The 25,692-nt window shown below is 60.3% G+C and carries 25 protein-coding genes, 5 tRNA genes and 2 pseudogenes; 21 read left to right on the top strand and 11 right to left on the bottom strand.

All coding sequences use genetic code 11. The features are described from left to right. Positions 1–57 precede the first annotated feature (57 nt). Positions 58–1,167, top strand: coding sequence for a glycine oxidase ThiO (gene thiO, locus ACR52_RS11680; protein WP_048724923.1), 1,110 nt, complete (start codon positions 58–60; stop codon positions 1,165–1,167). Here thiO and ACR52_RS11675 read toward each other — a convergent pair. Together ACR52_RS11675 and ACR52_RS11670 are read right to left on the bottom strand one after the other, a co-directional pair. After that, positions 1,154–1,387, bottom strand: a complete 234-nt coding sequence (locus ACR52_RS11675; protein ID WP_048724195.1) for a PP0621 family protein — start codon at positions 1,385–1,387, stop codon at positions 1,154–1,156. The genes thiO and ACR52_RS11675 overlap by 14 nt on opposite strands. A gap of 127 nt (positions 1,388–1,514) precedes the next feature. Continuing rightward, positions 1,515–2,540, bottom strand: coding sequence for an outer membrane protein assembly factor BamD (locus ACR52_RS11670; RefSeq protein WP_048724194.1), 1,026 nt, complete (start codon positions 2,538–2,540; stop codon positions 1,515–1,517). Between the two features lie 149 nt (positions 2,541–2,689). On the opposite strand from ACR52_RS11670, the gene rluD reads away from it, so the two are divergent. The 7 genes from rluD (at position 2,690) to ACR52_RS11635 (ending at position 7,811) form a co-directional block, all read left to right on the top strand. Then, positions 2,690–3,652 carry a 23S rRNA pseudouridine(1911/1915/1917) synthase RluD gene (gene rluD, locus ACR52_RS11665; RefSeq protein ID WP_048724192.1) on the top strand — a complete coding sequence of 321 codons (963 nt, stop codon included), beginning with the start codon at positions 2,690–2,692 and terminating at the stop codon, positions 3,650–3,652. Further along, positions 3,649–4,374: a peptidoglycan editing factor PgeF gene (gene pgeF / locus ACR52_RS11660; RefSeq protein WP_048724190.1), complete on the top strand. Its 726-nt coding sequence runs from the start codon at positions 3,649–3,651 to the stop codon at positions 4,372–4,374. Before rluD ends, pgeF begins: the two co-directional genes overlap by 4 nt. Before the next feature lie 154 nt (positions 4,375–4,528). Beyond that, positions 4,529–7,093: an ATP-dependent chaperone ClpB gene (gene clpB / locus ACR52_RS11655; RefSeq protein WP_048724187.1), complete on the top strand. Its 2,565-nt coding sequence runs from the start codon at positions 4,529–4,531 to the stop codon at positions 7,091–7,093. Between the two features lie 304 nt (positions 7,094–7,397). Further along, positions 7,398–7,473: transfer RNA gene (locus tag ACR52_RS11650), tRNA-Asn, on the top strand. A 10-nt stretch (positions 7,474–7,483) separates the two neighbouring features. Next, positions 7,484–7,560, top strand: a tRNA-Pro gene (locus ACR52_RS11645). Between the two features lie 5 nt (positions 7,561–7,565). After that, positions 7,566–7,641 (top strand) — tRNA-Lys (locus tag ACR52_RS11640). Positions 7,642–7,734: 93 nt separating this feature from the next. Next, a tRNA-Pro gene (locus tag ACR52_RS11635) sits at positions 7,735–7,811 on the top strand. A 193-nt stretch (positions 7,812–8,004) separates the two neighbouring features. On the opposite strand, the gene ACR52_RS11630 is transcribed toward ACR52_RS11635, so the two are convergent. The 3 genes from ACR52_RS11630 to ACR52_RS11620 form a co-directional block, all read right to left on the bottom strand. Next, complete coding sequence (locus ACR52_RS11630) at positions 8,005–9,303, bottom strand: NAD(P)/FAD-dependent oxidoreductase (RefSeq protein WP_048724184.1); 1,299 nt, start codon at positions 9,301–9,303, stop codon at positions 8,005–8,007. 60 nt (positions 9,304–9,363) lie between these two features. After that, a complete protein-coding gene (locus ACR52_RS11625; protein ID WP_048724181.1) occupies positions 9,364–9,537 on the bottom strand; it encodes a DUF3094 family protein in 174 nt (57 codons plus the stop codon). Positions 9,538–9,626: 89 nt separating this feature from the next. Beyond that, positions 9,627–10,256 (bottom strand): DUF1780 domain-containing protein, encoded by a 630-nt coding sequence (locus tag ACR52_RS11620; RefSeq protein ID WP_010213242.1) that lies wholly within the window; start codon positions 10,254–10,256, stop codon positions 9,627–9,629. 102 nt (positions 10,257–10,358) lie between these two features. Between ACR52_RS11620 and ACR52_RS11615 the strand changes: the two genes are divergently transcribed. The 3 genes from ACR52_RS11615 (at position 10,359) to ACR52_RS11605 (ending at position 11,803) form a co-directional block, all read left to right on the top strand. After that, positions 10,359–10,826 (top strand): hypothetical protein, encoded by a 468-nt coding sequence (locus ACR52_RS11615; protein ID WP_048724175.1) that lies wholly within the window; start codon positions 10,359–10,361, stop codon positions 10,824–10,826. Continuing rightward, positions 10,823–11,512 carry an energy-coupling factor ABC transporter permease gene (locus ACR52_RS11610; protein WP_048724173.1) on the top strand — a complete coding sequence of 230 codons (690 nt, stop codon included), beginning with the start codon at positions 10,823–10,825 and terminating at the stop codon, positions 11,510–11,512. The genes ACR52_RS11615 and ACR52_RS11610 overlap by 4 nt, the downstream gene beginning before the upstream one ends. Positions 11,513–11,587: 75 nt before the next feature. Then, positions 11,588–11,803 (top strand): hypothetical protein, encoded by a 216-nt coding sequence (locus ACR52_RS11605; protein ID WP_048724170.1) that lies wholly within the window; start codon positions 11,588–11,590, stop codon positions 11,801–11,803. Here the strand turns inward: ACR52_RS11605 and yacG are convergent. Genes yacG through ACR52_RS11585 form a run of 4 tightly spaced genes read right to left on the bottom strand, consistent with a single transcriptional unit; the run spans position 11,800 to position 14,688 of the window. Further along, positions 11,800–12,000 (bottom strand): DNA gyrase inhibitor YacG, encoded by a 201-nt coding sequence (yacG, locus tag ACR52_RS11600; RefSeq protein ID WP_048724168.1) that lies wholly within the window; start codon positions 11,998–12,000, stop codon positions 11,800–11,802. The genes ACR52_RS11605 and yacG overlap by 4 nt on opposite strands. Further along, entirely contained in the window at positions 11,997–12,620 is a 624-nt protein-coding gene (gene coaE, locus ACR52_RS11595; protein ID WP_048724165.1) for a dephospho-CoA kinase, read from the bottom strand. Before coaE ends, yacG begins: the two co-directional genes overlap by 4 nt. Then, complete coding sequence (locus tag ACR52_RS11590; RefSeq protein ID WP_048724163.1) at positions 12,617–13,483, bottom strand: prepilin peptidase; 867 nt, start codon at positions 13,481–13,483, stop codon at positions 12,617–12,619. Before ACR52_RS11590 ends, coaE begins: the two co-directional genes overlap by 4 nt. Further along, entirely contained in the window at positions 13,480–14,688 is a 1,209-nt protein-coding gene (locus tag ACR52_RS11585) for a type II secretion system F family protein (RefSeq protein WP_048724162.1), read from the bottom strand. The genes ACR52_RS11590 and ACR52_RS11585 overlap by 4 nt, the downstream gene beginning before the upstream one ends. Positions 14,689–14,890: 202 nt before the next feature. Here ACR52_RS11585 and ACR52_RS11580 point away from each other — a divergent pair, with 202 nt between their 5' ends. From ACR52_RS11580 to ACR52_RS11565, 4 genes are all read left to right on the top strand, one after another. Next, complete coding sequence (locus ACR52_RS11580) at positions 14,891–15,304, top strand: pilin (protein WP_048724161.1); 414 nt, start codon at positions 14,891–14,893, stop codon at positions 15,302–15,304. Between the two features lie 35 nt (positions 15,305–15,339). Continuing rightward, positions 15,340–16,749, top strand: coding sequence for an O-antigen ligase family protein (locus ACR52_RS11575; RefSeq protein ID WP_048724159.1), 1,410 nt, complete (start codon positions 15,340–15,342; stop codon positions 16,747–16,749). A gap of 39 nt (positions 16,750–16,788) precedes the next feature. Further along, positions 16,789–16,861, top strand: a tRNA-Thr gene (locus ACR52_RS11570). A gap of 150 nt (positions 16,862–17,011) precedes the next feature. Next, positions 17,012–17,317: a DUF6388 family protein gene (locus ACR52_RS11565; RefSeq protein WP_048724157.1), complete on the top strand. Its 306-nt coding sequence runs from the start codon at positions 17,012–17,014 to the stop codon at positions 17,315–17,317. Between the two features lie 180 nt (positions 17,318–17,497). Here ACR52_RS11565 and nadC read toward each other — a convergent pair whose 3' ends face one another. Then, complete coding sequence (nadC, locus tag ACR52_RS11560) at positions 17,498–18,346, bottom strand: carboxylating nicotinate-nucleotide diphosphorylase (RefSeq protein ID WP_048724155.1); 849 nt, start codon at positions 18,344–18,346, stop codon at positions 17,498–17,500. A gap of 244 nt (positions 18,347–18,590) precedes the next feature. Between nadC and ACR52_RS11555 the strand changes: the two genes are divergently transcribed. The 6 genes and pseudogenes from ACR52_RS11555 (at position 18,591) to ACR52_RS11535 (ending at position 24,968) form a co-directional block, all read left to right on the top strand. Continuing rightward, positions 18,591–20,741 carry a DUF1631 domain-containing protein gene (locus ACR52_RS11555; protein WP_048724153.1) on the top strand — a complete coding sequence of 717 codons (2,151 nt, stop codon included), beginning with the start codon at positions 18,591–18,593 and terminating at the stop codon, positions 20,739–20,741. Positions 20,742–20,802: 61 nt separating this feature from the next. After that, entirely contained in the window at positions 20,803–21,366 is a 564-nt protein-coding gene (ampD, locus tag ACR52_RS11550; RefSeq protein ID WP_048724151.1) for a 1,6-anhydro-N-acetylmuramyl-L-alanine amidase AmpD, read from the top strand. Continuing rightward, a complete protein-coding gene (ampE, locus tag ACR52_RS11545) occupies positions 21,363–22,199 on the top strand; it encodes a regulatory signaling modulator protein AmpE (protein ID WP_048724148.1) in 837 nt (278 codons plus the stop codon). The genes ampD and ampE overlap by 4 nt, the downstream gene beginning before the upstream one ends. A gap of 207 nt (positions 22,200–22,406) precedes the next feature. Then, a pseudogene (locus tag ACR52_RS31715) lies at positions 22,407–23,546 on the top strand (HAMP domain-containing protein); the annotation flags it as partial. A gap of 348 nt (positions 23,547–23,894) precedes the next feature. Next, positions 23,895–24,404, top strand: a pseudogene (locus ACR52_RS31710) (methyl-accepting chemotaxis protein); the annotation flags it as partial. A 126-nt stretch (positions 24,405–24,530) separates the two neighbouring features. Then, positions 24,531–24,968 (top strand): hypothetical protein, encoded by a 438-nt coding sequence (locus tag ACR52_RS11535; RefSeq protein WP_048724144.1) that lies wholly within the window; start codon positions 24,531–24,533, stop codon positions 24,966–24,968. Here ACR52_RS11535 and ACR52_RS11530 read toward each other — a convergent pair. After that, positions 24,915–25,691, bottom strand: coding sequence for a TatD family hydrolase (locus tag ACR52_RS11530; protein WP_048724142.1), 777 nt, complete (start codon positions 25,689–25,691; stop codon positions 24,915–24,917). The genes ACR52_RS11535 and ACR52_RS11530 overlap by 54 nt on opposite strands. Position 25,692 lies beyond the last annotated feature (1 nt).

Here is a 25,692-nt window from a genome sequence, read left to right as displayed (position 1 = left end):
CGAGTGCTGGATGATTGGGCGCCGCGCGCGCTTTTCCCTTTTTATCGGCTGGATCAAATGATGGCTAAGCAGCAAGTAGTGATTGTCGGTGGCGGAGTCATCGGGTTGTTGACGGCGTTCAACCTTGCGACCCAGGGGCAGGCGGTCGTGCTGCTGGAGCGTGCAGGGCTGGGGCAGGAGTCATCCTGGGCGGGCGGCGGCATTGTTTCGCCGTTGTATCCGTGGCGCTACAGCCCTGCGGTCACTGCGTTGGCTCATTGGTCGCAGGATTTTTATCCGCAACTGGCAGAACGTTTGTTTGCAGCCACTGGCGTTGATCCGGAAGTTCACACCACGGGCCTCTACTGGCTTGACCTGGATGACGAAGCCGAAGCGCTGGCCTGGGCTGTGCGCGAAGGCCGGCCATTGAGCAAGGTGGATGTCTCTGCCGCCCATGATGCGGTTCCGGTGCTGGGAGGCGGTTACTCCCAGGCCATCTACATGGCGAATGTGGCCAACGTGCGCAACCCGCGCCTGGTCAAATCCCTCAAGGCGGCGCTGTTGGCGCTCCCAGGTGTGACGATTCACGAGCAGTGCGAAGTAGACGGGTTTGTTCTGGAAGGCGACAACGTAGTGGGTGTGACTACTGCTACAGGACCGATCCTCGGTGATCAGGTCGTGCTCGCGGCAGGTGCCTGGAGTGGGGAGTTGCTGGGTAAGCTGGGCCTGTCGCTGCCCTTGGAGCCGGTTAAAGGCCAGATGATTCTGTACAAGTGTGCGTCGGATTTTTTATCGAGCATGGTCCTGGCCAAGGGGCGTTATGCAATCCCCCGGCGCGACGGGCACATTCTGATTGGCAGCACCCTGGAGCATGAAGGCTTCGACAAGACGCCGACCGAATCGGCGCTGGAAAGCCTCAAGGCTTCGGCCGTGGAGTTGATTCCCGCCCTGGCGGATGCCGAGGTGGTAGGCCACTGGGCCGGTTTGCGGCCCGGTTCGCCGGAAGGTATTCCCTACATCGGCGAAGTGCCTGGTTTTAAAGGGCTGTGGCTCAACTGCGGGCATTATCGCAATGGCCTGGTGCTCGCGCCGGCATCCTGCCAGTTGTTCGCCGATCTGTTACTTGGGCGCGCGCCGATCATTGACCCTGCACCCTATGCGCCAGAAGGCCGGTTCAACGCTGGATAGACTTCGGACCCTGTTCCAGATGCGCCTGGGTGCAATACCAGTCCTGGCGTGAGCTCAGGGCGCGATCTTGCGGCAGGTGCACGCCGCAATGGGCGCAGCGCACCATCAAGGCTGCGTCAGGCTCGCCTTGCCGTTGTTGCCGGGCAGCAGGGCTTTTGAATTTGCGCCAGAACCATACCGCGGCAGCAATGACGGCAATCCAGAACAGTAGACGAAGCATGATGGGTGGTTTCTCGACAGGGAATACGCCAGTTTAGCCAAGGACGTGTCGGGCGCACAGCGCAATAAATACTCGCCCACAAAAAAGAGAGCCCCTGAGGGCTCCCTTTTTGCGTAGCGTCGAACGATCAGTCAAATACACCGAAGGTCATGTAGCTGAACCACGAGCGGTCCTGGTTGTTGCCCAGGGCTTGAGGTTCTTCCTCTTCGATCACGTCGCCGTTCTCGTCATGCGGTTTGAGGTCCGAAGGAATCGCTTCCTTGGCATCCTGGAACTGCTTGATCACGTCCTGGTTGGCGCGGGTTTCGCCCGGCGGCAACGGTGGACGGGATTCGATCAGGCCCAGGGTGTACTTGCTCAGCCACGAACGGTTGTCCGCTTCGGCAACCTGAGGCACGAACTGGCCGTCTTTCAGGCTTGGGTGGTCCGGGTAGTTGAGCTTCAGCGTTTCCAGGCTGGTGGTCGCCAGGGCGTCCAGGTGCAGGCGCTGGTAAGCCTCGGTCATCACCGCCAGGCCGTCACCCACGGAAGGGGTTTCCTGGAAGTTCTCCACTACATAACGGCCACGGTTGGCGGCTGCTACATACGCCTGACGGGTCAGGTAGTAGTGGGCTACGTGAATTTCGTAGGAAGCCAGCAGGTTGCGCAGATAGATCATGCGCTGCTTGGCGTCCGGCGCGTAGCGGCTGTTGGGGTAGCGGCTGGTCAGCTGCGCGAACTCGTTGTAGGAGTCGCGGGCAGCGCCAGGATCACGCTTGGTCATGTCCAGCGGCAGGAAGCGCGCCAGCAGGCCAACGTCCTGGTCAAAGGAGGTCAGGCCTTTGAGGTAGTAGGCGTAGTCGACGTTCGGGTGCTGCGGGTGCAGGCGGATAAAACGCTCTGCGGCGGACTTGGCAGCTTCCGGCTCGGCGTTCTTGTAGTTCGCGTAGATCAGCTCAAGCTGTGCCTGGTCGGCGTAGCGCCCGAACGGATAACGCGACTCCAATGCCTTCAGCTTCGCTGTGGCGCTGGTGTAGCTATTATTGTCCAGGTCTGTCTGAGCTTGTTGGTACAGCTCGACTTCGCTCAGGTTTTCGTCGACGACGTCCTTGGTTGACGAGCAAGCAGCAGTCATGGCGAGGATGGCGATCAGCAGCAGGTGTTTCACTTGCATGGCGGCTTGCGTCCCTATGACGGCCGCTGTCTTGGGCGGGGCCGTCCTGTTATGATGAGCGCCCCGTTGAAAGCCTCGGGGCAAAAGACGCCGTATTTAACCACAAGCGCGCAGCCGAAACCAAAGGCTGTGCCACGCCTAGTCTGAGCATGTCCGATAAAATTGAACTTCGCGCAGAGGTGCCGTCCGAATTGGGCGGCCAACGCCTCGATCAAGTCGCCGCACAATTATTCGCTGAGCACTCGCGCTCGCGCCTTTCCGCCTGGATCAAAGACGGCCGCCTGACTGTGGATGGAGCGGTTATCCGCCCGCGAGACATAGTGCATGGCGGTGCGATTCTTGAGCTGACTGCAGAGCAGGAAGCCCAGGGAGAATGGATCGCCCAGGACATTGAGCTGGATATCGTCTATGAAGACGATGACATCCTGGTGATCAACAAACCCGCAGGCCTGGTGGTTCACCCGGCAGCCGGGCACGCTGATGGCACCTTGCTCAATGCCCTGTTGCACCATGTGCCGGACATCATCAATGTCCCGCGCTGCGGCATCGTGCACCGTCTGGACAAGGACACCACCGGCTTGATGGTGGTGGCCAAGACCATTCAAGCGCAGACGCAGTTGGTCACACAGTTGCAGAGCCGCAGCGTCAGCCGGATCTACGAATGCATCGTGATCGGTGTGGTGGTGGCGGGTGGCAAGATCAACGCGCCGATCGGTCGCCACGGCCAGCAGCGCCAGCGTATGGCGGTGATGGAGGGCGGTAAGCAGGCCGTCAGCCACTACCGTGTGCTGGAGCGTTTCCGTTCCCACACTCACGTGCGGGTCAAACTGGAAACCGGTCGTACGCACCAGATTCGCGTGCATATGGCCCACATCAACTTCCCGTTGGTCGGAGATCCGGCCTACGGCGGTCGCTTCCGTATTCCGCCTGCGGCCAGTATGACCATGGTTGAATCGCTGAAATCCTTCCCGCGCCAGGCACTGCATGCACGTTTCCTGGAACTGGATCATCCGACGAGCGGTAAGCGGATGAGCTGGGAATCGCCTCTGCCAGACGATCTGGTCTGGTTGTTGTCGCTGCTCAAGCAGGATCGCGAGGCGTTTGTCGGGTGAATGACTGGCTGATTCCTGACTGGCCCGCGCCGGCTCAGGTCAAAGCCTGCGTCACCACCCGTGCGGGCGGCGTCAGCTTGGCGCCGTTCGACAGCCTCAACCTGGGCGATCATGTCGAGGACGACCTTGCGGCCGTCCTTGAGAATCGCCGTCGTCTCAGCGATGCCTTCACTATTGAACCGGCCTGGCTGCGCCAAGTCCACGGTGTCAACGTGGTCGAAGCCGATCCTGGCCGTATTGCCGAAGCCGATGGCAGTTGGACCAGCACCCCTGGCGTCGCCTGTACGTCCATGACTGCCGATTGCCTGCCTGCGCTGTTCTGCAATCTTGCCGGCACCCGTGTCGCTGCTGCCCATGCCGGCTGGCGTGGCCTGGCGGCTGGGGTATTGGAGGCGGCTTTTGAAAGCCTGGAAACCGAGCCTGCCGAGGTACTGGTCTGGCTGGGCCCGGCGATTGGCCCGCAAGCCTTTGAAGTTGGCCCGGAGGTGCGTGAAGCCTTCATGCAGCAGTTGCCTATCACCGCCGAAGCGTTTGTGCCAAGTCGCAATCCCGGCAAGTTCATGGCTGACATCTACCAGCTGGCCCGCCTGCGCTTGGCAGCACGGGGTATCACGGCGGTTTACGGTGGCGGTTTCTGCACCGTGACTGATCCACGCTTCTTTTCTTACCGCCGCACTCCGCGCACCGGTCGGTTTGCCTCCCTTATCTGGCTTGAGCGCTAGACTGTTCTGATCTGCGTCAACGCTCTATCGCTTGAATCTCCCAGAATCGACCACATCTATAGAGCTATCTGGCAGGTTTCTTCATTCAGGATGTGTTTCTCGCGAGCAAGCTCGCTCCTACATAGCTCCGGCCTGCTCAAAAGGAAGGTGACTAATGCGTATTGATCGTTTAACCAGCAAATTACAGTTGGCCTTATCGGACTCCCAATCCCTGGCGGTCGGCCTCGACCACCCGGCGATTGAGCCTGCGCACTTGATGCAGGCGCTCCTGGAACAGCAAGGTGGTTCTATCAAGCCCTTGCTGATGCAGGTGGGCTTTGATGTAACCAGCCTGCGCAAGGAGTTGAGCAAAGAGCTCGACCAACTGCCGAAAATCCAAAATCCTACCGGCGACGTGAACATGTCCCAGGACTTGGCGCGCCTGCTGAATCAGGCCGACCGTCTGGCCCAGCAGAAAGGTGACCAGTTCATCTCCAGCGAGCTGGTGCTGCTCGCCGCCATGGACGAAAACAGCAAGCTTGGCAAGTTGTTGCTGGGCCAGGGCGTCAGCAAGAAGGCCCTGGAAAATGCCATCAACAACCTGCGTGGCGGCGATGCGGTAAACGACCCCAATCACGAGGAGTCGCGCCAGGCCCTGGATAAATACACCGTCGACCTGACCAAGCTCGCCGAAGAAGGCAAGCTTGACCCAGTGATTGGCCGTGACGACGAAATCCGTCGCACCATCCAGGTCCTGCAGCGTCGCACCAAGAACAACCCGGTGCTGATCGGTGAGCCAGGCGTGGGTAAAACCGCGATTGCCGAGGGCTTGGCCCAGCGCATCATCAACGGTGAAGTGCCGGACGGCCTGAAGGGCAAGCGTCTGCTGTCCTTGGACATGGGCTCGCTGATTGCCGGTGCCAAATTCCGTGGCGAGTTCGAAGAGCGCCTGAAATCCCTGCTTAACGAACTGTCGAAGCAGGAAGGGCAGATCATTCTGTTTATCGACGAACTGCACACCATGGTTGGCGCCGGTAAAGGCGAGGGCTCCATGGACGCTGGCAACATGCTCAAGCCGGCGTTGGCGCGGGGCGAGTTGCACTGCGTCGGTGCCACCACGCTGAACGAATACCGTCAGTACATTGAAAAAGACGCGGCCCTTGAGCGACGTTTCCAGAAAGTGCTGGTGGAAGAGCCGAGCGAAGAAGACACCATCGCGATCCTGCGTGGCCTGAAAGAGCGCTATGAGGTCCACCATAGGGTGGCGATCACTGACGGCGCGATCATTGCGGCGGCCAAACTGAGCCATCGCTATATCACCGACCGGCAGCTGCCCGACAAGGCCATCGACCTGATAGACGAAGCGGCCAGCCGCATTCGCATGGAAATCGATTCCAAGCCGGAAGTGCTCGATCGTTTGGATCGGCGTCTGATTCAACTGAAAGTCGAATCACAGGCCCTGAAGAAAGAAGAGGACGAAGCAGCGAAGAAACGCCTGGAAAAACTCCAGGAAGAAATCCTCCGCCTGGAACGCGAGTACTCGGACCTGGAAGAAATCTGGACCTCGGAAAAAGCCGAAGTACAGGGTTCTGCGCAGATCCAGCAAAAGATCGAGCAGTCGCGCCAGGAATTGGAAGCGGCGCGGCGTAAAGGCGACCTGAACCGCATGGCTGAGTTGCAGTACGGGGTGATCCCGGACCTGGAGCGCAGCCTGCAGATGGTCGACCAGCACGGCAAAAGCGAGAACCAGTTGCTGCGCAGCAAGGTGACCGAGGAAGAAATTGCCGAAGTTGTCTCCAAGTGGACCGGTATTCCAGTGTCGAAAATGCTCGAAGGCGAGCGCGACAAGCTGATGAAGATGGAAAGCCTGTTGCACCAGCGCGTGATCGGTCAGGAAGAGGCGGTGGTGGCGGTGTCGAACGCGGTGCGGCGTTCCCGCGCCGGGTTGTCCGACCCGAACCGTCCGAGCGGCTCGTTCATGTTCCTCGGCCCGACCGGCGTGGGTAAGACCGAGCTGTGCAAGGCCCTGGCCGAGTTCCTCTTCGATACCGAAGAGGCGATGGTACGGATCGATATGTCCGAATTCATGGAGAAACACTCGGTGGCTCGCCTGATCGGTGCTCCACCAGGCTATGTAGGCTATGAGGAGGGCGGTTACCTGACCGAGGCCGTGCGGCGCAAGCCTTACTCGGTGATCCTGCTGGACGAGGTCGAGAAGGCCCACCCGGATGTGTTCAACATCTTGCTACAGGTGCTGGAAGATGGCCGTCTGACGGACAGTCACGGGCGCACCGTGGACTTCCGTAATACGGTGATCGTGATGACCTCCAACCTGGGTTCGGCGCAGATCCAGGAGTTGGTGGGTGATCGTGAAGGCCAACGCGCTGCTGTAATGGATGCGCTGACCTCGCACTTCCGTCCGGAATTTATCAACCGGGTCGACGAAGTGGTGATCTTCGAGCCATTGGCACGGGATCAGATCGCGGGCATCACCGAGATCCAGTTGGGTCGCCTGCGCAGCCGCCTGGCCGAGCGCGAGTTGTCACTGGAGTTGAGCCGCGAGGCGTTGGACAAGCTGATCGCAGTCGGTTACGACCCGGTGTATGGCGCACGGCCGTTGAAGCGTGCGATCCAGCGCTGGATCGAGAACCCGCTGGCGCAGTTGATCCTGTCGGGCAGCTTTATGCCGGGGACCAGCGTTACGGCCACGGTGGAAAACGACGAAATCGTCTTCCACTAAGTCCAGTCTGTATGGCTATAAAGAGAAGGCCCCGCATTGCGGGGCCTTTTTTTTCGATAGGGCGTTGAACTGTAAGGCAAAGGCTTGTAAAGTGCCCCCCGCAGGAACGTCAGCCCACGGGTTTCTTCTCCCCAAGGAGAAATCAGAAAGAAGCGCAAATCATTGTCTTAAAAGCAATTTAAAGGGTTGACAGGGGTTTTTAAGATTGTAGAATAGCGCGCCTCGGAGACACGAACGTAGCGATACGGACGGATCAACGAGAAGCTTACATCGCAGTAAAAGTTGTACATTTGAAATATGTAGTTCCGTGATAGCTCAGTCGGTAGAGCAAATGACTGTTAATCATTGGGTCCCAGGTTCGAGTCCTGGTCACGGAGCCAATTTCAAAACCGGGGTATAGCGCAGTCCGGTAGCGCGCCTGCTTTGGGAGCAGGATGTCAGGAGTTCGAATCCCCTTACCCCGACCATATTTGGGTCGTTAGCTCAGTTGGTAGAGCAGTTGGCTTTTAACCAATTGGTCGTAGGTTCGAATCCCACACGACCCACCATTTTTGAGACCAGTTAACGCTGGAATCGAATCTTAAGATCAGATGCCAAAAGCGCTGATCGAAGAAGGCGACTGAAAGGTCGCCTTTTTTTTCCGGGGTATAGCGCAGTCCGGTAGCGCGCCTGCTTTGGGAGCAGGATGTCAGGAGTTCGAATCCCCTTACCCCGACCATATTAAAAATCCTCGTATCGAAAGATACGGGGATTTTTTTTGCCTGCGCGAAACTTGAAAACGCAGTAAATCAAATGTGGGAGGGGGCTTGCTCCCGATTGCGATGTGTCAGTTACTAAATAGCTGACTGACCCACCGCTATCGGGAGCAAGCCCCCTCCCACATTGACCGAGACCCTTCAGGGGGCCGCGTTTTAGTGCAGTTTCAGGCGTGGCTCGGTCCCGCGTCCGATCTTGCTGCCCAGCATCAGCATCGCCGTACGGAAGAAGCCATACAGCGCCATCTGGTGCATGCGGTACAGCGACACATAGAACATCCGCGCCAGCCAGCCCTCCAGCATCACACTGCCGGTCAGGTTACCCATCAAGTTACCTACCGCCGAAAAACGCGACAGCGAGATCAGTGAGCCGTAGTCGGTGTACTTGTACGATGGCAAATCCTTGCCCTCGATGCGCAACTTCAGCGACTTGGCCAGCAACGATGCCTGCTGGTGTGCAGCCTGGGCCCGTGGCGGTACATTGCGGTCGGTGCCCGGTTGCGGGCAGGCGGCGCAATCACCGAAGGCGAAGATGCTCTCGTCACGGGTGGTCTGCAGTGTCGGCAGCACTTGGAGTTGGTTGATGCGGTTGGTTTCCAGCCCATCAATGTCCTTGAGGAAACCCGGCGCGCGAATACCGGCAGCCCACACCTTGAGGCTGGCGGGGATGACCTGGCCGCTGCTGGTGATCAGCGCGTCGGCCGTCACTTCGCTGACGGCCGAGTTGGTCAGCACGGTTACCCCGAGTTTCTCCAGGGTTTTATGCACAGGCCCGCCGATACGTTCCGGCAGGGCAGGCAGCACCCGTGGCCCGGCTTCGATCAGGGTGATGTGCATGTTTTCCGGCTTGATGCGGTCCAGGCCATAGGCCGCCAGTTCATGGGCGGCGTTATGCAGCTCGGCGGCCAGTTCAACACCGGTGGCACCGGCGCCGACGATCGCGACGCTGATCTGCTCAACCACATCGGTCTGCCCGGCGTGGGCGCGCAGGTAGTGGTTGAGCAATTGTTGGTGGAAGCGCTCGGCTTGTTTGCGGGTGTCGAGGAACAGGCAGTGCTGCGCCGCGCCCTCGGTGCCGAAATCGTTGGTGGTGCTGCCGACCGCGATCACCAGGCTGTCATAGCCCAGCACGCGCTCAGGTACCAACTCGCGGCCTTCTTCGTCCAGGGTCGCGGCCAGCTGGATTTTCTTCTGTTCACGGTCGAGCCCGCTCATGCGCCCCAGCTGGAACTCGAAGTGGTTCCATTTGGCCTGGGCGACGTAGTTGAGTTCGTCTTCCGATGAATTCAGGGAGCCGGCGGCCACTTCGTGCAGCAGCGGTTTCCAGATATGGGTGAGGTTGGCATCTACCAGCGTGATGCTGGCGGTGCCGCGCTTGCCCAGAGTCTTACCCAGGCGGGTAGCCAACTCCAGGCCGCCGGCGCCGCCGCCGACGATAATAATACGATGGGTCATGGGGATATCTCGCAAGGCTAAAAGAAATCGGAGCAGTTACCCCCGCGAGCGCCAGGCAGCTCATAGCGTCAGGTAACTCAAAAGGCGGCTCAGCAAACCGAGGCCGATTACCACTACTAGCACCACACCAAGGAGCAGCCACGGCCGGAAAGGCTTGCGCTCGACTTGGTTCTGGGAGAGTTGCAGGTACTCTTCGACATGCTGTTGGTCATCGGGGTTCAGGCGGCTGGTCATATAAGGCCTCGTCGGATAGACGTTGCAAAAGGGCACCACGTTACAGTCAGGGGATGGCGGTATCGCCACAAGCGTAGCCTGTGCCCGCGTCACAGGCTGATGCCCACGTCGAATACTATGCTGCGGCCCAGGTTGTTGCGCAAGAAATCCGGTGCGTCGGGGTGGGCGAATAGCACCCGTGCAAAGGTCGGCCCTACCAGCGACAGCGAGCGCCAGCCCTGGCGCAGGTATTCGGTGGGCGGCGGGAAATGGCTGTTGAGGTCGAGCACTTCACGCTTGAGGCTGGTGAAGGCGACGATATCCAACTCGCCCAGGTCCATCCCGCGCTCTTTGTAATTGTGGGCCTTCTTGCGCAATGTGGGTGCCAGGCGCAGCAGGAACTCATGGGCCGGAATCCGCCTTGGCTTGGCTTCGCGCCGTACCAGTTGGCTCAGGGAGAATGCACTGCGCCGACGCAGCAATTCATCGCGCCATTCGTCGTTCAGGCGCCGCCCCTCATCCAGCACGAAAAACACCTCGAAACTGGCATCACGAAACAGCACGTCTGGCGGCTCTTGCCCGGCAGCGTGAAACTCCTCGGCGCGGTAGGGCACGTTCAGGCCTTGCAGCAGGCGCTGGCAGACCCAACGCTCACGCTCCCATTTGCGGGCATTGGACAGGAATGCGTTGGCTTGTTCGGCTGCCACGGTGAGCAGGCGCAAATAATCTGAGTCATCCATGCTTGCAGCTTAGCGTTCAAATGATGACGGCAGGAAGTCCCGCCGCAAAAGGTCGGTGTAGACTGGCCACTCGACCGTTATGCCGAGCATGAGGAGTACACAGTGAAGTTTTTTGCGGTGCTGTTGTTGAGCCTGTTGCCCGTGTGGGCCCAGGCGGTTGAAGTGGGTGATCGCCTGGCGCCCTGGACGCTGCTGGATCAGTTCGACCAGGCCTATACCCTGAATGACCAGGCGCAGATCCTTCTGGTCGTCCGCAGCATGGACGCCGCCAAGCAGGTGGACGCGGCGCTGCAAGGCCAACCCAAAGGCTATCTCGAAGCACGGCACGCGGTGTTTGTCGCGGACATCCAGCGCATGCCGCGACTGGTTGCCAAGTTGTTCGCCGTGCCGGCAATGCAGGCCTACAACTATCGGGTCATGCTGGACCGTGACGCGCGTATCGCCCCGCGTTATCCCGCGCCTGTGGATAAAGTGTTGTGGCTGCAACTGGATAACGGCCGACTGGTCGCGCAACACGAATACAGCTCTGCCACGGAACTGCGCGAGGCCCTGGAGCAGGTGAAGCCGTGATCAGTGCCGCGGTGCTGGCGCCGGAAACCCTCAGTATCGGCTGGCTGTTATATGCCCCGGTGCTTATGTGGGCGATCCTGCGCTCGCCGTGGGTCGAGCTGTTTGCCGACCGGCGGCGTCAGCATTTGCTGTTTGGCACGGTGTTCGCGTTGTTCATGTTGTGGTTGGTGCGGCGGGATTTCGATACGGGCGTTTCCTACCACTCTATCGGTATGACGGCGGTGACCCTGCTGCTCGACTGGCCACTGGCAGTCGTCGGTGGGTTTGCCGCCCAGTTGGGCTTGATGGCGATGGGGCGTCAGGATCTGGCCGCTCTCGGCGTCAATGGCCTGCTGTTGATCGCGCTGCCCGTGTTGATCACCGAAGGCTGTGCGCTGTTGGTGGAGCGTGCGCAGCCGCGCAATCCCTTCGTGTACATCTTCTGTTCGGGTTTTTTTGCCGCCGCGCTGTCGGCCTTGCTCTGCCTGCTGTTCGGGCTGGGTTTGCTGTGGTTCGACGGTCGTTTTGCGATGCCGGAGTGGCTGGAGGATTTTGTCGGCTATCTGTGGCTGATCATCTTCCCCGAGGCTTTTATCAACGGCATGGTGATCAGCGCCCTGGTGGTGTTTTGCCCGGAATGGCTGGAGACCTTTAACCGCACCCGCTACCTCTCGGCGCCCTGGAAGGACGACGATTCGCAGACTTGATATAGATCAAATCCCGCACAGCCTGGCAGGCTCATGCTCTGCGAAACTTTGATGAGCAAGATGGGAGCACGGATCATGAGTGTGTATGAGTGGGCACGGCAGGAGTTGCGCAGAAGCCAGGACGCGGCACAGGAAATTGGTTTTGACCCGGGCTTGAGCCTGCGCGCCATGCTCAGTGCGGTGGTGCAGCAGAGCAAGGGTGTGCGCACTTTTGAAGACCTGGCCGACGAGTTGCTATACCTTGCAGAAAACCTCGACGACCAGCAGGAACACGCTTTTATGCGGCCTTAGTGTTTGGGCTGAAAATCTTCGGAGAACAGTTCGTCTTCGGCATCCGGGCTGACGGGAATCTTGTGTTCCTCCGCGGCCCATGCGCCCAGGTCGATGAGTTTGCAACGGTCCGAGCAGAACGGCCGGTTGGGGTTGGTCGCTTTCCATTCCACGGGTGCGCCGCAGGTTGGGCATTCGACGGTCAAGGGTTGGCTCATGATCGGCCTCCACGCAAAGTAAGGTAAAAGTGGTGCAGTCGCTCGACCTCGCTGTGCAGCCAGGCGAGGTCTTTGTCGTTGACCAGTACGTCATCGGCATGGTTCAGGCGGTCTTCGCGGCTGGACTGCGCCTTGAGGATTGCCTGCACCTGCTGCTCGCTGATGCCGTCGCGCTGCAGGGTACGCTGAATTTGCAGCGATTGCGGCACGTCGATCACCAGGATGCGCTGGGTCATGCTGTACTGGCCGGACTCGATCAGCAGTGGCGACACTAGAATCGCGTAAGGCGACCGGGCACGTGCCAGGTGGCTAACAATCTCCTCGCCAATCAACGGGTGCAGCAAGGCTTCGAGCCAGCGGCGCTCTTCGGGCACTTCAAAGATCCGCTTGCGTAATGCCGCCCGGTCCAATTGGCCGTCCGGCAGCAGCACGCCCGCACCAAAATGCTCGGCGATGCGTGCCAGCGCCGGCCTGCCAGGCTCGACCACCCAGCGGGCGGCGTGATCGGCGTCCACCAGGTCGATGCCAAGGTCGATAAAGTGCTGGGCCGCCGCGCTTTTGCCGCTGCCGATGCCGCCCGTGAGGCCAAGAATCCAGGGTGTTGCAACAGAAGTGGTCATCTGAAACCGACAGACTGCAAATAGAAGTCGGTTATTTGACCACCCCAGAGCAGTGCAATCCAGCCGGCAATTGCCAAATACGGACCAAACGGCATGGGCGCCGAGGCTTCGGTCTTGCGCACGCGCATCAGGATCAGCCCGACAAACACGCCCGCCAACGAAGAGATCAGCAATGTCACCGGCAGGATTTGCCAACCGCCCCAGGCACCGAACAACGCCAATAACTTGAAGTCACCATGGCCCATGCCGTCCTTGCCGGTCACCAGCTTGAACAGCCAGAACACCGTCCACAGGCTCATATACCCAATCACTGCGCCCCATAAAGCGTCGGGCAGGGTCATCAGCAGATCGAAGCTGTTGAGGATCAGCCCCAGCCACAGCAGGGGCAGTACCAGTACGTCCGGCAGCAGTTGATGGTCCGCATCGATCAGGCTCATCGCCAGCAAGCCCCAACTCAACAGCATCACGGCGCCCGCCTGCCAGCCAAAGCCGAAATGCCAGGCCACGACGGCCGAGATCAACCCGCACGCCAGTTCGGTGAAGGGGTAGCGCGCACTGATCGGCTCATCGCAATGGGCACAGCGGCCCCTGAGCATCAGGTAGCTGAGCAGCGGGATATTTTCCCAGGGGCGAATCGGGTGATTGCAGTGTGGGCAACAGGAGTTGGGGCGCATCAGGTTATAAGCCGGCCCGGCGGGGTCGGCAGGTGTGCCGAGCACTTCATGGGCCTGCGCACGCCATTCACGCTCGAGCATTTTCGGCAGGCGCCACACCAGCACGTTGAGGAAACTGCCGACGATCAGGCCCAGCACCAGCGCCACGGCAACAAAGGCCCAGGGGTGTTCGCTCAACAGCAGGTTCAAAAGGCCGTACCGAGTTGGAAAACCGGCAGGTACATGGCAATCACCAGCGCCCCGACAATGCCCCCCAGGACCACCATGATCAGCGGCTCCATCAGGCTGGTGAGGTTATCGACCAGGTTATCGACGTCCGCTTCATAGTGGCTCGCGACCTTTTCCAGCATGCTGTCCAGCGTGCCTGACTCTTCGCCGATTGCCGTCATCTGGATCGCCATTCCTGGAAAAAGGCCGCTGCTGACCATGGATTGATTCAATTGCATGCCTGTAGATACATCATGGCGCATATGCTCGATAGCCTGTTTGAACAGCCCATTGCCGGCGGCACCGGCCACTGAGTCCAGTGCCTGCACCAGCGGTACTCCGGCCGCGAAAGTGGTTGAAAGCGTGCGGGCGTATCGCGCCACTGCCGATTTTTTCAGCAGTGTGCCTGCCAAGGGGGTTTTCAACAAACCGGCATCCAGCCAATGACGAAACCCGGGGGACGCACGATAGGCCTGGCGCAGCCCTGCATATCCTGCCACCAGCCCGAGCGCCAGCATCCACCAGGCTTGCTGCATGAACTCCGACAGGGCGATGACATACAGTGTGAAGCCTGGCAGTTTGCCGTCGACCCCGGCAAACAGGTTCTGAAACTGCGGCACCACGTGGATCAGCAGCAGGCTGCTGACGAGGCTGGCGACAATCAGGACTGCAAGAGGGTAGGTCATGGCTTTCTTGATTCTGGCTTTGAGCTGTTCACTCTTTTCCAGGTGGATCGCCACTCGCTCCAACAGGGTTTCCAGTGCACCAGCCTGCTCGCCGGCGGCAATCAGGTTGCAGTACAAATCATCGAAGTAGCGCGGCTGTTTGCGCAGCGCTACCGCAAGGTTGTTGCCTGCGCCGATCTCCTGTTTCAACCCCATTACCAACAGTTGCATAGACCGGTTGTCGAAGCCTTCGCTGATGATATCGAAGGCTTGCAACAGCGGAATACCGGCCTTCAACAACGTCGCCAACTGGCGGGTGAACAGGGCGATATCAGCGGGTTTGATCGACGCACTGAAGCTTGGCAGCCCTGGGAGTTTCTTGCGTACACGGCCCGGACTGATCCCTTGCTGGCGCAGTTGCGCTTTGATCAGCGCGAGGTTGTGGCCGGTGGTTTGCCCGGACACCCTGCGCCCTTTGCGGTTGATGCCTTCCCAGGCGTAGAGGGTTGATGCGTTGTTCATGTCTCGGGTCCGCACTCAGGTAGTCGAAGATTTATAGCTTAGTCAGATGACGGATTTCGACAGGCTGGCAGTGAGCGATAAAATGTCAGATTGTGCGTCTTGTGCGCGATTGGCCGCTCGCGGGTGAGTACACTGGCGCGGTTGTGAAATACGAGGCGCAGGACGCGCCTTGTCATGGGTTTTATTCTGGAGAGTGAATGTGATGCGTCAGAAAGGCTTTACCTTGATCGAATTGTTGATCGTCGTGGCAATCATCGGCATTTTGGCCACCATCGGCTTGCCCATGTACACCACCCACCAGGCCAAGGCCAAGTTCACGGCGGGGTTGGCTGAAATCACGGCGTTGAAGGCCGGCTACGAAGACACCTTCAACCAGGGCACCGTACCCACCGTGACATTGATTGGCGGCACCAGCCCTACCGCCAACTGCAAGATCGATGTGGCAGGGGATGTCGCCACCGGCGCGGGCTCCATCAGTTGTGAAATACTCGACGCTCCGGCGCCGGTATTGGGCAAGACCATTACCCTGACGCGCAACGCCACCACCGGGTGGAAATGCGCGACCACCGCTGACCCGAAATACGTCGCCAAGGGTTGCGGCGCCGACGGGGCATAACTGCCAAACCCTCCACACGGACGTAAAGGTGGCCGATGTCGGTATCCCTGCAGCAGCGCGGCAATATTTTCCTGGTGGCGGCTGCGTGCCTGCTGGTGATTGGGGTTTGCGCGCCTTTCAGCGGTCACGATGTGCAAAGGGTGGTGCAGATTGCCTTGGGCGTGTGCGCGGTGCTGTATGGGCTGTCGGTCTCGCCGATTGAGCGGTGGGTGGACCGGCCCACCGCTTCAGGCCTGTGCCTGGTTATCCTGCTGGGCCTGCTGTCTTCGGCGCTGGCCCACCAGCCGCTCTGGGCGTTTGCCGAGGTGGCGCTGTTTATCAGTTGTGGGGCAATTGCCGTGGCATTTGCCTCGCTTCGACGTCACGGCGCTGCGCCACTGGATCGCGTTTTGATCCTGATTGTGGTGCTGTTATGCATGATCAAATCGATCCAGTACCTGTATGCGGCGGGGCTGGCCTTTACCAGCGGCCAGCAGTTGCTGGACCCTGATCTGCTGCTTTCCGGGTTCTCCAACAAACGCTTCTACGGCCAATTCCAGACCTTCACCCTGCCATTGCTGGCGCTTCCCTTGCTGATACCCAACGTCACCCGCTCAGTGCGAGGTGCGGCGTTTGCCTTGTTGTGCGTCTGGTGGCTGATCGCAATCAGCGGTGGCACTCGCGGCACATGGCTCGGCATGGCGGTGGCGGGCGCGGTGCTGGCGCTGCTGGGGCCTTGGGGGCGACGCTGGTTGGCCTGCCAGCTGGCGGCGGTATGTGGCGGGCTGTTGCTGTATTGGCTGTTTTTCACGGTGTTGGCTGGGGGGCTGGGGATTGAGGTCAGCAATGGCGCCAGCGATCGCCTCACCACCTCGCTGTCGGGACGAGGTCCGATCTGGTGGCAGGCTTGGCACATGATCGTCGAGCGCCCGTGGCTGGGATTCGGGCCGATGCACTTTGCCGATATACCCAATGCCATTGCTGCCCATCCACACCAGGCAGTGCTGCAATGGGCGAGCGAATGGGGAGTGCCGTCGGCACTGTGTGTTGCCATATTGGCAGGGCGGGCCGCCTGGGCCACGGTCAGCGTGGTGCGCGAGCGAGCGCTGTCCGACGAACGCGCGGATCTGCTGCGCTTATGCCTGTTTGCGGCGTTGATCGGTGCGATGACGCAATCAATGGTGGATGGCGTGATCGTGATGCCCAACTCGCAGGTCTGGCTGGCACTCGTGGTGGGCTGGCTGATGGCGCTGCATAGGTGGCGGGCGCCGGCTGCTGCTGCGTTACCGTTGGCCTGGGGGAGCTGGAAAACACTCGGTGTGCTGGCCGTCGGTCTGCTGGTGTTTTTCGTGATTCGTGATGTGTCCCATCTCGCGCAAGCCCAGCAACGCTATCTGGGCGACGGCAGCCAGCACCTGCAGCCACGCTTCTGGGCGCAAGGGGTCATTGCCCTGCAAAGTCCATGAGTTGCCGGACGCCCGATGCGGTGCTAGCTTTAGCCCACCGCCCGTGTAGCTCAGCCGGTAGAGCAGCGCACTCGTAACGCGAAGGTCGCAGGTTCGTTTCCTGTCTCGGGCACAAAGGCAACACTGTTTCAAAGGCAACGTTTTCAGATGATCCCAGAATGGTTCTGAAGGCCAGACGAGTCGGCATTCGTGCCCGCTCTTTTGTATCTGCGCAACCTTGATGACCCAGATGCATCCCCATTCCTCGATCTAAGAGAACAACATGACCACAATTGAAAAGACCCAGGAAGTTCGGCACCAAGAAGCGCTCGACAAATACATCGAGCAGACGCCGCAGCTGAAAGAAGAGATCAAGGACCTGCCCGCCGATGATCAGCGTGATCAGATCCAGTGGGCATTCGAGGACGAGGCCGAGAGCCAGGGCCTGCAGCCTTGGGAGCTGACCCTCAAATACACCTCGACACCGGAAGAGTTCGAAGCGGCGCGCCTGGTGTTGCACAAAGAGGCGGCCGAGGTGCTGGGCGTCGAATGGGACGAGTACTGCGAGATGAATAATCTGGTCGTTTAAGCACTAAAGTTGGAGCGTGCTTGTTGTGGCGAGGGAGCTTGCTCCCGCTGGAGTGCGAAGCACTCCCGGAAAGGCGGCGCAGGCGTTTCTGATGCACCTCGCTGCCTTTTATGAGGGCTGCTTCGCAGCCCAGCGGGAGCAAGCGCCCTCGCCACACAAGCCGGCTCCTACATAAACACTTCAGATACTCAGCCGCATCGACAAGTCCACCGCCTTCACATCCTTGGTCATCGCGCCAATGGAGATGTAGTCCACCCCGGTTTCCGCAATCGGCAGCAGGGTGGTTTCATTGATTCCGCCGCTGGCTTCCAGCTTGGCCTTGCCGCCGTTCAGGCGCACGGCTTCACGCATATCATCCAGGCTCAGTTCGTCGAGCATGATGATGTCGGCGCCCGCCGCCAGTGCTTCGCGCAATTCGTCCAGGCTTTCCACTTCGATTTCCACCGGTTTGCCGGGGGCAATCTTGTGCGCGGCTGCAATCGCCTGGGCAATGCCGCCGCAGGCAGCAATATGGTTTTCCTTGATCAGGAACGCGTCATACAAACCGATGCGGTGGTTATGGCAACCACCGCAGGTCACCGCGTACTTCTGAGCCAGGCGCAGGCCCGGCAGGGTTTTGCGGGTGTCGAGCAGCTTGACCTGGGTGCTTGCGACAAAGTCCGCCAGGTATTGGGCGCGAGTGGCCACGCCTGAGAGCAGCTGCATGAAGTTCAGCGCGCAGCGCTCGCCGCTGAGCAGAGAACGCGCCGGGCCTTCGAGGTGGAACAGCGCCTGGTTGGGGCTGACACGTTCACCGTCGGCGACCTGCCAATGCACGGCGACGCGAGGGTCGAGTTGGCGGAACACCGCGTCCACCCACGCTGTACCACTGATGACCGCCGCATCGCGGGTGATGATCGTCGCCTTGGCCAGCCGTTCGGCCGGGATCAATTGCGCGGTGATGTCGCCACTGCCGATGTCTTCCAGCAGTGCGCGGCGCACGTTGGCTTCGATTTCGGCGGTGAGGTCGGCGAGACGGAGATTCGGCATAACAGGCTCCACAAACAAAGTGCGCCGATTATAGGGGCAGCGTGCGTTTGAACCCAGTGACCTGCACATTTACCGCCCAATGACAGAGTTTGCTGGCGCAACTGCCCCCATTTGCAAGATAATCCTGCGCCTTGCAATTGGCGTCATAGCTTTGACGTCCTGGTGATAACCGGATTCCCGCAGTGCCCAATCGGCCCTGTACCCGATCGTTCCCCAACCCACACCGCCGTTTCAGGAGGCCAGGATGCACAATGACGGAAAGGTGGTGCCTATCAACAAGGCACACGCTACGCCATCGCCGCTCGCGCGCCTGCCGGTGGTGTTGCTGCAGGTTCGCGACAAGGCTGCCCAACAGTTGCAGCAGGGGCTGCAGGACCTGTTCGATAACGCCGACGACACCCTGTTCGAAATGGCCGACAAGGCCCGCAACAACGTTGATCACCCTATCTTCTTTGAAGCCATGCGCGATTTGCGCCTCAAGCGCAAAAATTTCGAACGTGTATTCATGGAGCAATTGTTCGATGCGTTCGCGAACCTGGGGCAGGCGGGGTGCGGTGATCGGCAACTGGTGCCGGTGGTGTCCTACGAGGCGGTGTCGGGCGCGTCCAGTGACGATCTGGAAAAAGCCCTGGCGCTGGAGGCGATGCTCGGCCGGGTGCGTCACCGTGATGGCCTGGCCCTGGGGCAATTGAACGCCCGCCTGAGTGCCTTGCTCGACAAACGCCTGGATGACCGCGACAACCCTCTGGGGCCGGCATTGTTGTGCGAATTTTTCCTGCGGGCGGGGCGCAGCCTCGGGGTCGAAATCCGCGTCAAGCTGATCATGCTCAAGCTGTTTGAGAAATATGTGCTCAGCGACGCCGACCAACTGTACGGCGAGGCCAATCAATTGCTGGTCGCCACCGGCGTGTTGCCTGAGCTCAAGGCGGCGCCGTCCCGTCGCCCCGGCGGGCGTATGGCGCGCGAGCATCAGCCTGAAGACAGCTTGCCGGCAGCCGAACAGCTGGTCGACGAAAACGGCCAACAAGCCTTCGCCGCTCTGCAGGAACTGCTGGCAGCCGTGCGTGGCAGCGTGGCGCCCACCCTGGAAGCCAGTGCTGAACCGCAGCCGATTGCCACCCGCGACCTGCTGCGCCTGCTGTCCCATTTGCAGCAATATGTGCCCGAGCCGGACGCCGAGGACGATTTCGACCTGCGCAACCAGCTCGAACAGCTGCTCACTCGGGTCAGCGTCAAGAGTGGCAAATCCCGCGTGGTGGAAGACGCCGACGAAGACGTGATCAACATGATCGCCCTGCTGTTCGAGTTCATGCTCAATGACCGCGCGGTACCCGACGCCTTCAAGGCGTTGATTGCCCGCCTGCAGATCCCGTTGCTGAAAGTGGCGGTGCTGGACAAGAGTTTTTTCAGTCGTGCCGCCCATCCGGCGCGACGGTTGCTCAATGAAATCGCCTACGCCGCCATGGGCTGGAGCCCGCGCGAGGATTACCAATGCGACAGCCTCTACCTGCGCATCGAGCAGGTGGTGCAGCGTTTGCTGAATGAGTTTGTCGAAGACCCGCTGATCTTTTCTCAACTGTTGACGGAGTTCAGCGCATTTACCGCAGATGAGCACCACCGCAGTGAGTTGCTTGAGCAGCACACCCGTGACGCGCAAGCGGGGCACGTACGTACCGAAGCTGCCCGACAGCGGGTGGCGGACGTGCTTTACCGACGGCTGCAAGGCAAGGTATTGCCACGAGCCGTGGTGCAGTTTTTGCAGCAGGCCTGGAGCCAGGTTTTACTGCTGGCCAGCCTCAAGCACGGCGAGCAGTCGGTGCAATGGCAGGCTGGGCTGCGCACCATGGACGAGTTGATCTGGAGCGTAGGCCTGCAGCAAGACACCGAGGCCGGGCGGCACCTGCTGGAGCAGTTACCCGGGTTGCTCACGGCGCTGCGCGACGGTTTGACCAGCGCAGCGTTCGACCCCTTCAGTACCCGTGAATTTTTTGTGCGGCTGCAGGCCCTGCATGTCCAGCCGCCCGAGGGTGCCGAGGCGTTGATCGAAGTGCGCGAGCCGTTTGTGCTCAACCCCGGGTTGCCCGATGCAGCCGAAGACCTGCCGGCGGATGATCCCGACCTGCGCAACGTTCGCCAACTGCGTATTGGTAGCTGGGTTGAGTTCCAGGAAAAACAGGAAGCCCGCGTGCGTTGCAAGCTGACGGCGATCATGGCACCGGCCGAGCACTATATTTTCGTCAACCGCATGGGGCTCAAAGTCCTGGAGAAAAGTGCCGGCCAGCTGGCGCTCGCGTTCAAGCGCGGTGCGTTGCACGTACTCGATGATGGCCTTTTGTTTGAGCGTGCGTTGGCTGCGGTGACTGGGAAACTGCGTCAACTCAATCGCGGCAAGTGATCGCAACCACAGGGCTGAACGCGGCATACTGGTAACACCTAGTCACGTTCAAGGATCCGGTATGCAGTTGGACCCCACCAGCGGTTGGTGCAAGGGCATTCGTCATTGCCCTTCGCCCAACTTCAACGCGCGCCCTGCAGGCGAAATTTCACTGTTGGTGGTGCATAACATCAGCTTGCCTCCGGCGCAGTTCGCGACCGGCAAGGTGCAGGAGTTTTTCCAGAATCGCCTGGATGTCACGGAACATCCCTACTTTGAAGGGATTGCCGACTTACGCGTGTCTGCGCATTTTCTGATTGAGCGCGACGGTACGGTGACGCAATTTGTGTCGTGCATTGACCGCGCCTGGCATGCCGGGGTCTCGCACTTCGAGGGGCGTGAGACCTGCAATGACTTTTCTGTTGGGATCGAGCTGGAAGGTACGGATGACCTGCCGTTCACCGATGCCCAGTACGCCTCGCTGATCGACCTGACACGCCAGTTGCTGGCGACTTACCCAGGCATTACCCGTCAGCGTATTTGTGGCCACAGCGATATCGCGCCGGGGCGCAAGACCGACCCCGGCCCCGCTTTTGATTGGACGCGCTTTCGTAGCGCCCTGCAGGATGGAGGACACGCACAATGAGTTTCCTGGTGTTGGTGCTGGCAGTCTGGATCGAGAAATTCTCGGCGTTGCGCCAGCGGTTGCAACGCGACGGCGGTTGGCTGCGTGAGCTGGCCAAGTTGGAATCTAGCCCGCGTACGGGCAAACAGCCCTGGTTGATTCTTGCGCTGCTGGTGTTGTTGCCGGTGGCCTTGCTGGCGTTGTTGCTGCTGGTGCTGGAACCGGTGGCTTACGGCCTGCTGGCGCTGCCGGTGCACCTGCTGGTGGTGATCTACAGCCTGGGGCGTGGCGATCTACTGGCCGGGCTCGGACCGTTTCGCGATGCCTGGCGCCGTGGCGATCTGCAGGCCGCTGAACATGTGGCCGAACGTGACCTGAAAATTGGCGCCGACAGTGGTGAGCAATTACTTGAGCGCGTTCAGGCGCATCTGCTGTGGCAGGCCTACCAAAGCTTTTTTGCGGTGATTTTCTGGTATTTCCTGTTGGGCCCTGTCGCGGCCCTGGCTTATCGCCTGCTGGCACTGGCCAGTGAACATAGCCAGAACCCCCTGGTAGCCGAGCGCGCCGGGCAGCTGCGCCATGCCTTTGATTGGCTGCCGGTGCGCTTGCTGGCGGCCAGCTTTGCCCTGGTGGGCAACTTTGTCGCGGTCAGCCGGGTAATGCTTCATGAACTGTTGAGCTGGGACATCAGCGCCGCGCAACTGATGGAAAAGGTTGGCCTGGTCGCCGCCGAAATCCCGCCGCCAGCGGTGGGGCCTGACGGCATCAACAGCCTCGATCGCCTGTGGGAACTGCTGCTGCGTGCGGCGGTGCTGTGGTATGCCGGGTTCGCCATCTGGACGGTGCTGCCGTGACTGTGTAGGCGCCGACTTGCCGGCGGTGCCATCGCCAGCAAGCCGGCGCCTACGTCGTTAACTTTACGTTACAAAACTCCCTTTCAATTTGAGCTATATAGACAGAGCGCCAAATAATGGCTTTGTGCCGCCGCCCTGCGCCTCAAATAAAAATAATAGAAAGGGAGTTCACCTGTGAAGAGCTTGCTCTATCCCGCCGTCGCGCTGATGAACCGCCTGAGCTTCGGCATGAAGTTCAGTTTGATCAGCGTGCTGTTCCTGCTGCCCATGCTGGTGACCAACTATTTCCTGGTGCGCGATTCATGGCGTGAGTTCCAGGGCACTCGCATCGAACTGCAAAGCCTCGATCTACTCGGCAGCAGCCTGGCCCTGCGGCGCGATCTGGAAACCCTCAACAACCAGGTGCAGATCAACGCGACCCTCGGCCAATCCGGCAAGGCCGGCGACCTCGAAGGCAAGATCAGCGCGCTGGAGCAAAGTGTGCTGTCACGCCTGCAAAGCCTCAGTGCGATGACCACCGACCCCGAGCAAATCGTCGCCTTTGACGCCAAGCGTGACGAGTTGATTGCCGCCTTCAAGGCCCAGCAACAGGAGTCTTCCTTACTGAGTAAAAGCGCGTTGATCGGCAAGTTGCTCAACAAGGCCCAGATGCTCAGCCAGATCATCGCCAGCCAGTCCGGCTTGAGCCGCGACCCGCAGAGCGATTTGCGCCAACTCAGTGAGCTGGTCACCGGCATCACCCCGCAAGTCACGCAAACGCTCGGGGAAGGGCGGGCGATGGGCGCGTATTCCCTCGGCCAGGGCTTCCTCAATTCCTCTTCCAGCACCCGGTTTGACGAACTGCTGCAGCAATTGGAAAAACTCCAGGCCGAATACGCCTTGAAACTGCAGGACGCCCTCGGCGCCAGCAAAGCCGCCCATGCCGCGCTCGACAGTTTGGCCAAGGCCAGCAACGCCAGCCTCAAGCAAGGCAGTGAGTTGTTTGAGGAACAGGTCGTAATGGCTGAAACCCTCGACGCACCGTGGCAGGATTTCTACGAGGATGTGAGCAAACTGATGGCCCACACCTACCAGCTCGACGAGGCGACCCTGACGTTCCTCGAGCAGCAGTTGGAGCAACGGCTGGCGCAAAATCGCACACACATGGTGGTGTTGGTTTCGGCGCTGGCGGCGGTATTTTTGCTGATCTTCTACTTGTACGCTGGCTTCTATGCGTCCACCCGTACCACCCTGCGGCGCTTGGGGGCGATGATGGACAAGGTGGCCGCGGGTGACATGACCGTGAGTTTTGTGGCCCAGAGTCGCGACGAACTCGGCGACCTGGGCCAGGTGTTCAATGGCACCGTGGCCAAGATCCATGACCTGATCGAGCGCGTCGGGCACACCGTCAGCCAGGTCGAGCTGCAAGCGAGCCAGGTGGAAGTGGTCTCGGCGCAGAGCAACCAGGCGGTTTCCGGCCAGCGCAGCCAGATTGAGCAGGTGGCGACCGCCATGAACCAGATGTCTTCCACCGCACAGGAGGTGGCGCGCAGCGCGGCGGCAGCGGTCAGCAGCGCACACAGCGTCAACGATGAAACCGTCAACGGCCGTGGCCTGGTGCAGTCCCAGCAAGGCAGCATCGTGCGTCTGGCCTCGGGAATTGATGAGTCGGTGCGCGTGATCAACCAGTTGGCCACCGACAGTCAGTCCATCAGCAGCGTGCTGGAAGTGATCAAGAGCATCGCCGAACAAACCAATCTGCTGGCGCTGAATGCCGCAATCGAAGCCGCTCGCGCCGGTGAGCAGGGGCGCGGGTTTGCCGTTGTGGCCGATGAGGTGCGCACCCTGGCCCGGCGCACCCAGCATTCCACCGAAGAAATCGAACAGATGATCAGCCGCTTGCACAGCGGGGTCGGCGCAGCGGTGAAGGCCATGGGCATCAGCCACGAAATGGCGAATGGCACCGTGGGCCAGTCGGAAAAGGTCCAACAAGCCCTGGAAAACATCCTCGGTGCCGTGGGCATGATCGTCGATCAGAACCAGCAGATCGCCGCCGCGGTTGAGCAACAAACCGCAGTCGCCCACGATATCGATCAGAACATCGTCGAAATCCATCGGGCCGGTGAGCATGCGGCACAGGGTGCCCATCAAACCGAGGCGGCCAGCCGGCTGTTGTCGTTGCAGGTGATTGAATTGAAGCAGTTGATTGGCGCGTTTCGCGTGTAAGACCCGGCCGTAGGATTAGCCGTTTAGCGGTGTGGTGCTTGTCTTGATTTTCTTGCGTGACTTCTTTGGTGACGTGAATGGGTGAGAATTTGTTTCATCCAACCACGGTTCACGGGAGGCACGACGATGACGGCTGCCATTGGCATCAAAGGGCACTGCGCCCATTGCGATATCACCTTTGAGCTCAAGCCTTGGCAATTGAATGCCATCGCCATTCATGAACCCTTCGACTGCCCTTACTGCCAGAGGATTGTGCAGTTGGACTGCCCCAGGCAGTTGCGCCAGTTCAAGTCGCTGAATCGCTGGGTACTGGTGCGACCGAGCATGGTGGTGCTGACCTGCGTGGCGCTGATCGTGGCGCTGGTAGCGGAGTGGACAGGACTGATCAGTGTCGTCGGGCAGCTGAATGTTTCACTGGTGACGGTGCTGATTCATTTCCTGGTGTTGCGTTACGCCCGTCAACGGCAGCGGATGACCCTCGACCTGCAAGGGGTCCACCCAACCAACGCACTACCAATTGAACAGCTCGCACGCATTGCGTGTGCTCGTCTCGGCCAGCAATGACGGGCTGATGCCCATGCGCTCGGCCAGGGCGGTGCAGATATCGGGCAGGTGTTGCGGGCTATTGCGCTGGCCGGGGTACATGGCGGGCGCCATGTCTGGCGCATCGGTTTCCAGCACCACTGCTTCCAGCGGCAATTGGGCCAGCACCTTGTGCATGCGCAGGGCCTGGGGCCAGGTGGCGGCACCGCCCAGGCCGAGTTTGAAACCGAGCTTAATGTACTCGTGTGCTTCTTCCCGGCTGCCAGCAAAGGCATGGATGATGCCGGCGCGTGGCAGGCGGATGCGCTTGAGGGTGGCGATCACGGCGGCGTGGCTGCGGCGGACGTGCAGCAAGGCCGGCAGCTGGAAGTCCACGGCCAGTTTCAGTTGGGCCTCAAACAGCGCCTGTTGTCGGTCGCGGTCCAGGTCTTCTATAAAGTAATCCAGGCCGATCTCGCCGACGGCGCAGAGTTGCCGATGGCCGTGCAGACGGGTCAGCCAGTCACCCAGTTCGGTCAGGTCAGCAGGGCGATGGTCATCGAGGTACACCGGGTGCAGGCCGAAGGCGGCGAACAAACCGTCATCTTCTTGCACCAGATCCCACAACCGTTGCCAGTTCTGCTGATACACACCCAACACCACCATGCGCGTCACACCCAACTGGCGGCTGCGCGCGAGGACGTCGAGGCGGTCGCTGTCGAAATCCGCGAAGTCCAGGTGGGTGTGGGTGTCGATCAGCTCCACG

The sequence above is a fragment of the Pseudomonas fildesensis genome, assembly GCF_001050345.1.
Lineage (GTDB): Bacteria > Pseudomonadota > Gammaproteobacteria > Pseudomonadales > Pseudomonadaceae > Aquipseudomonas > Aquipseudomonas fildesensis.
Note: the sequence above shows the minus strand (reverse complement) of the source record. Positions and strands in the feature narration are given on the sequence as shown.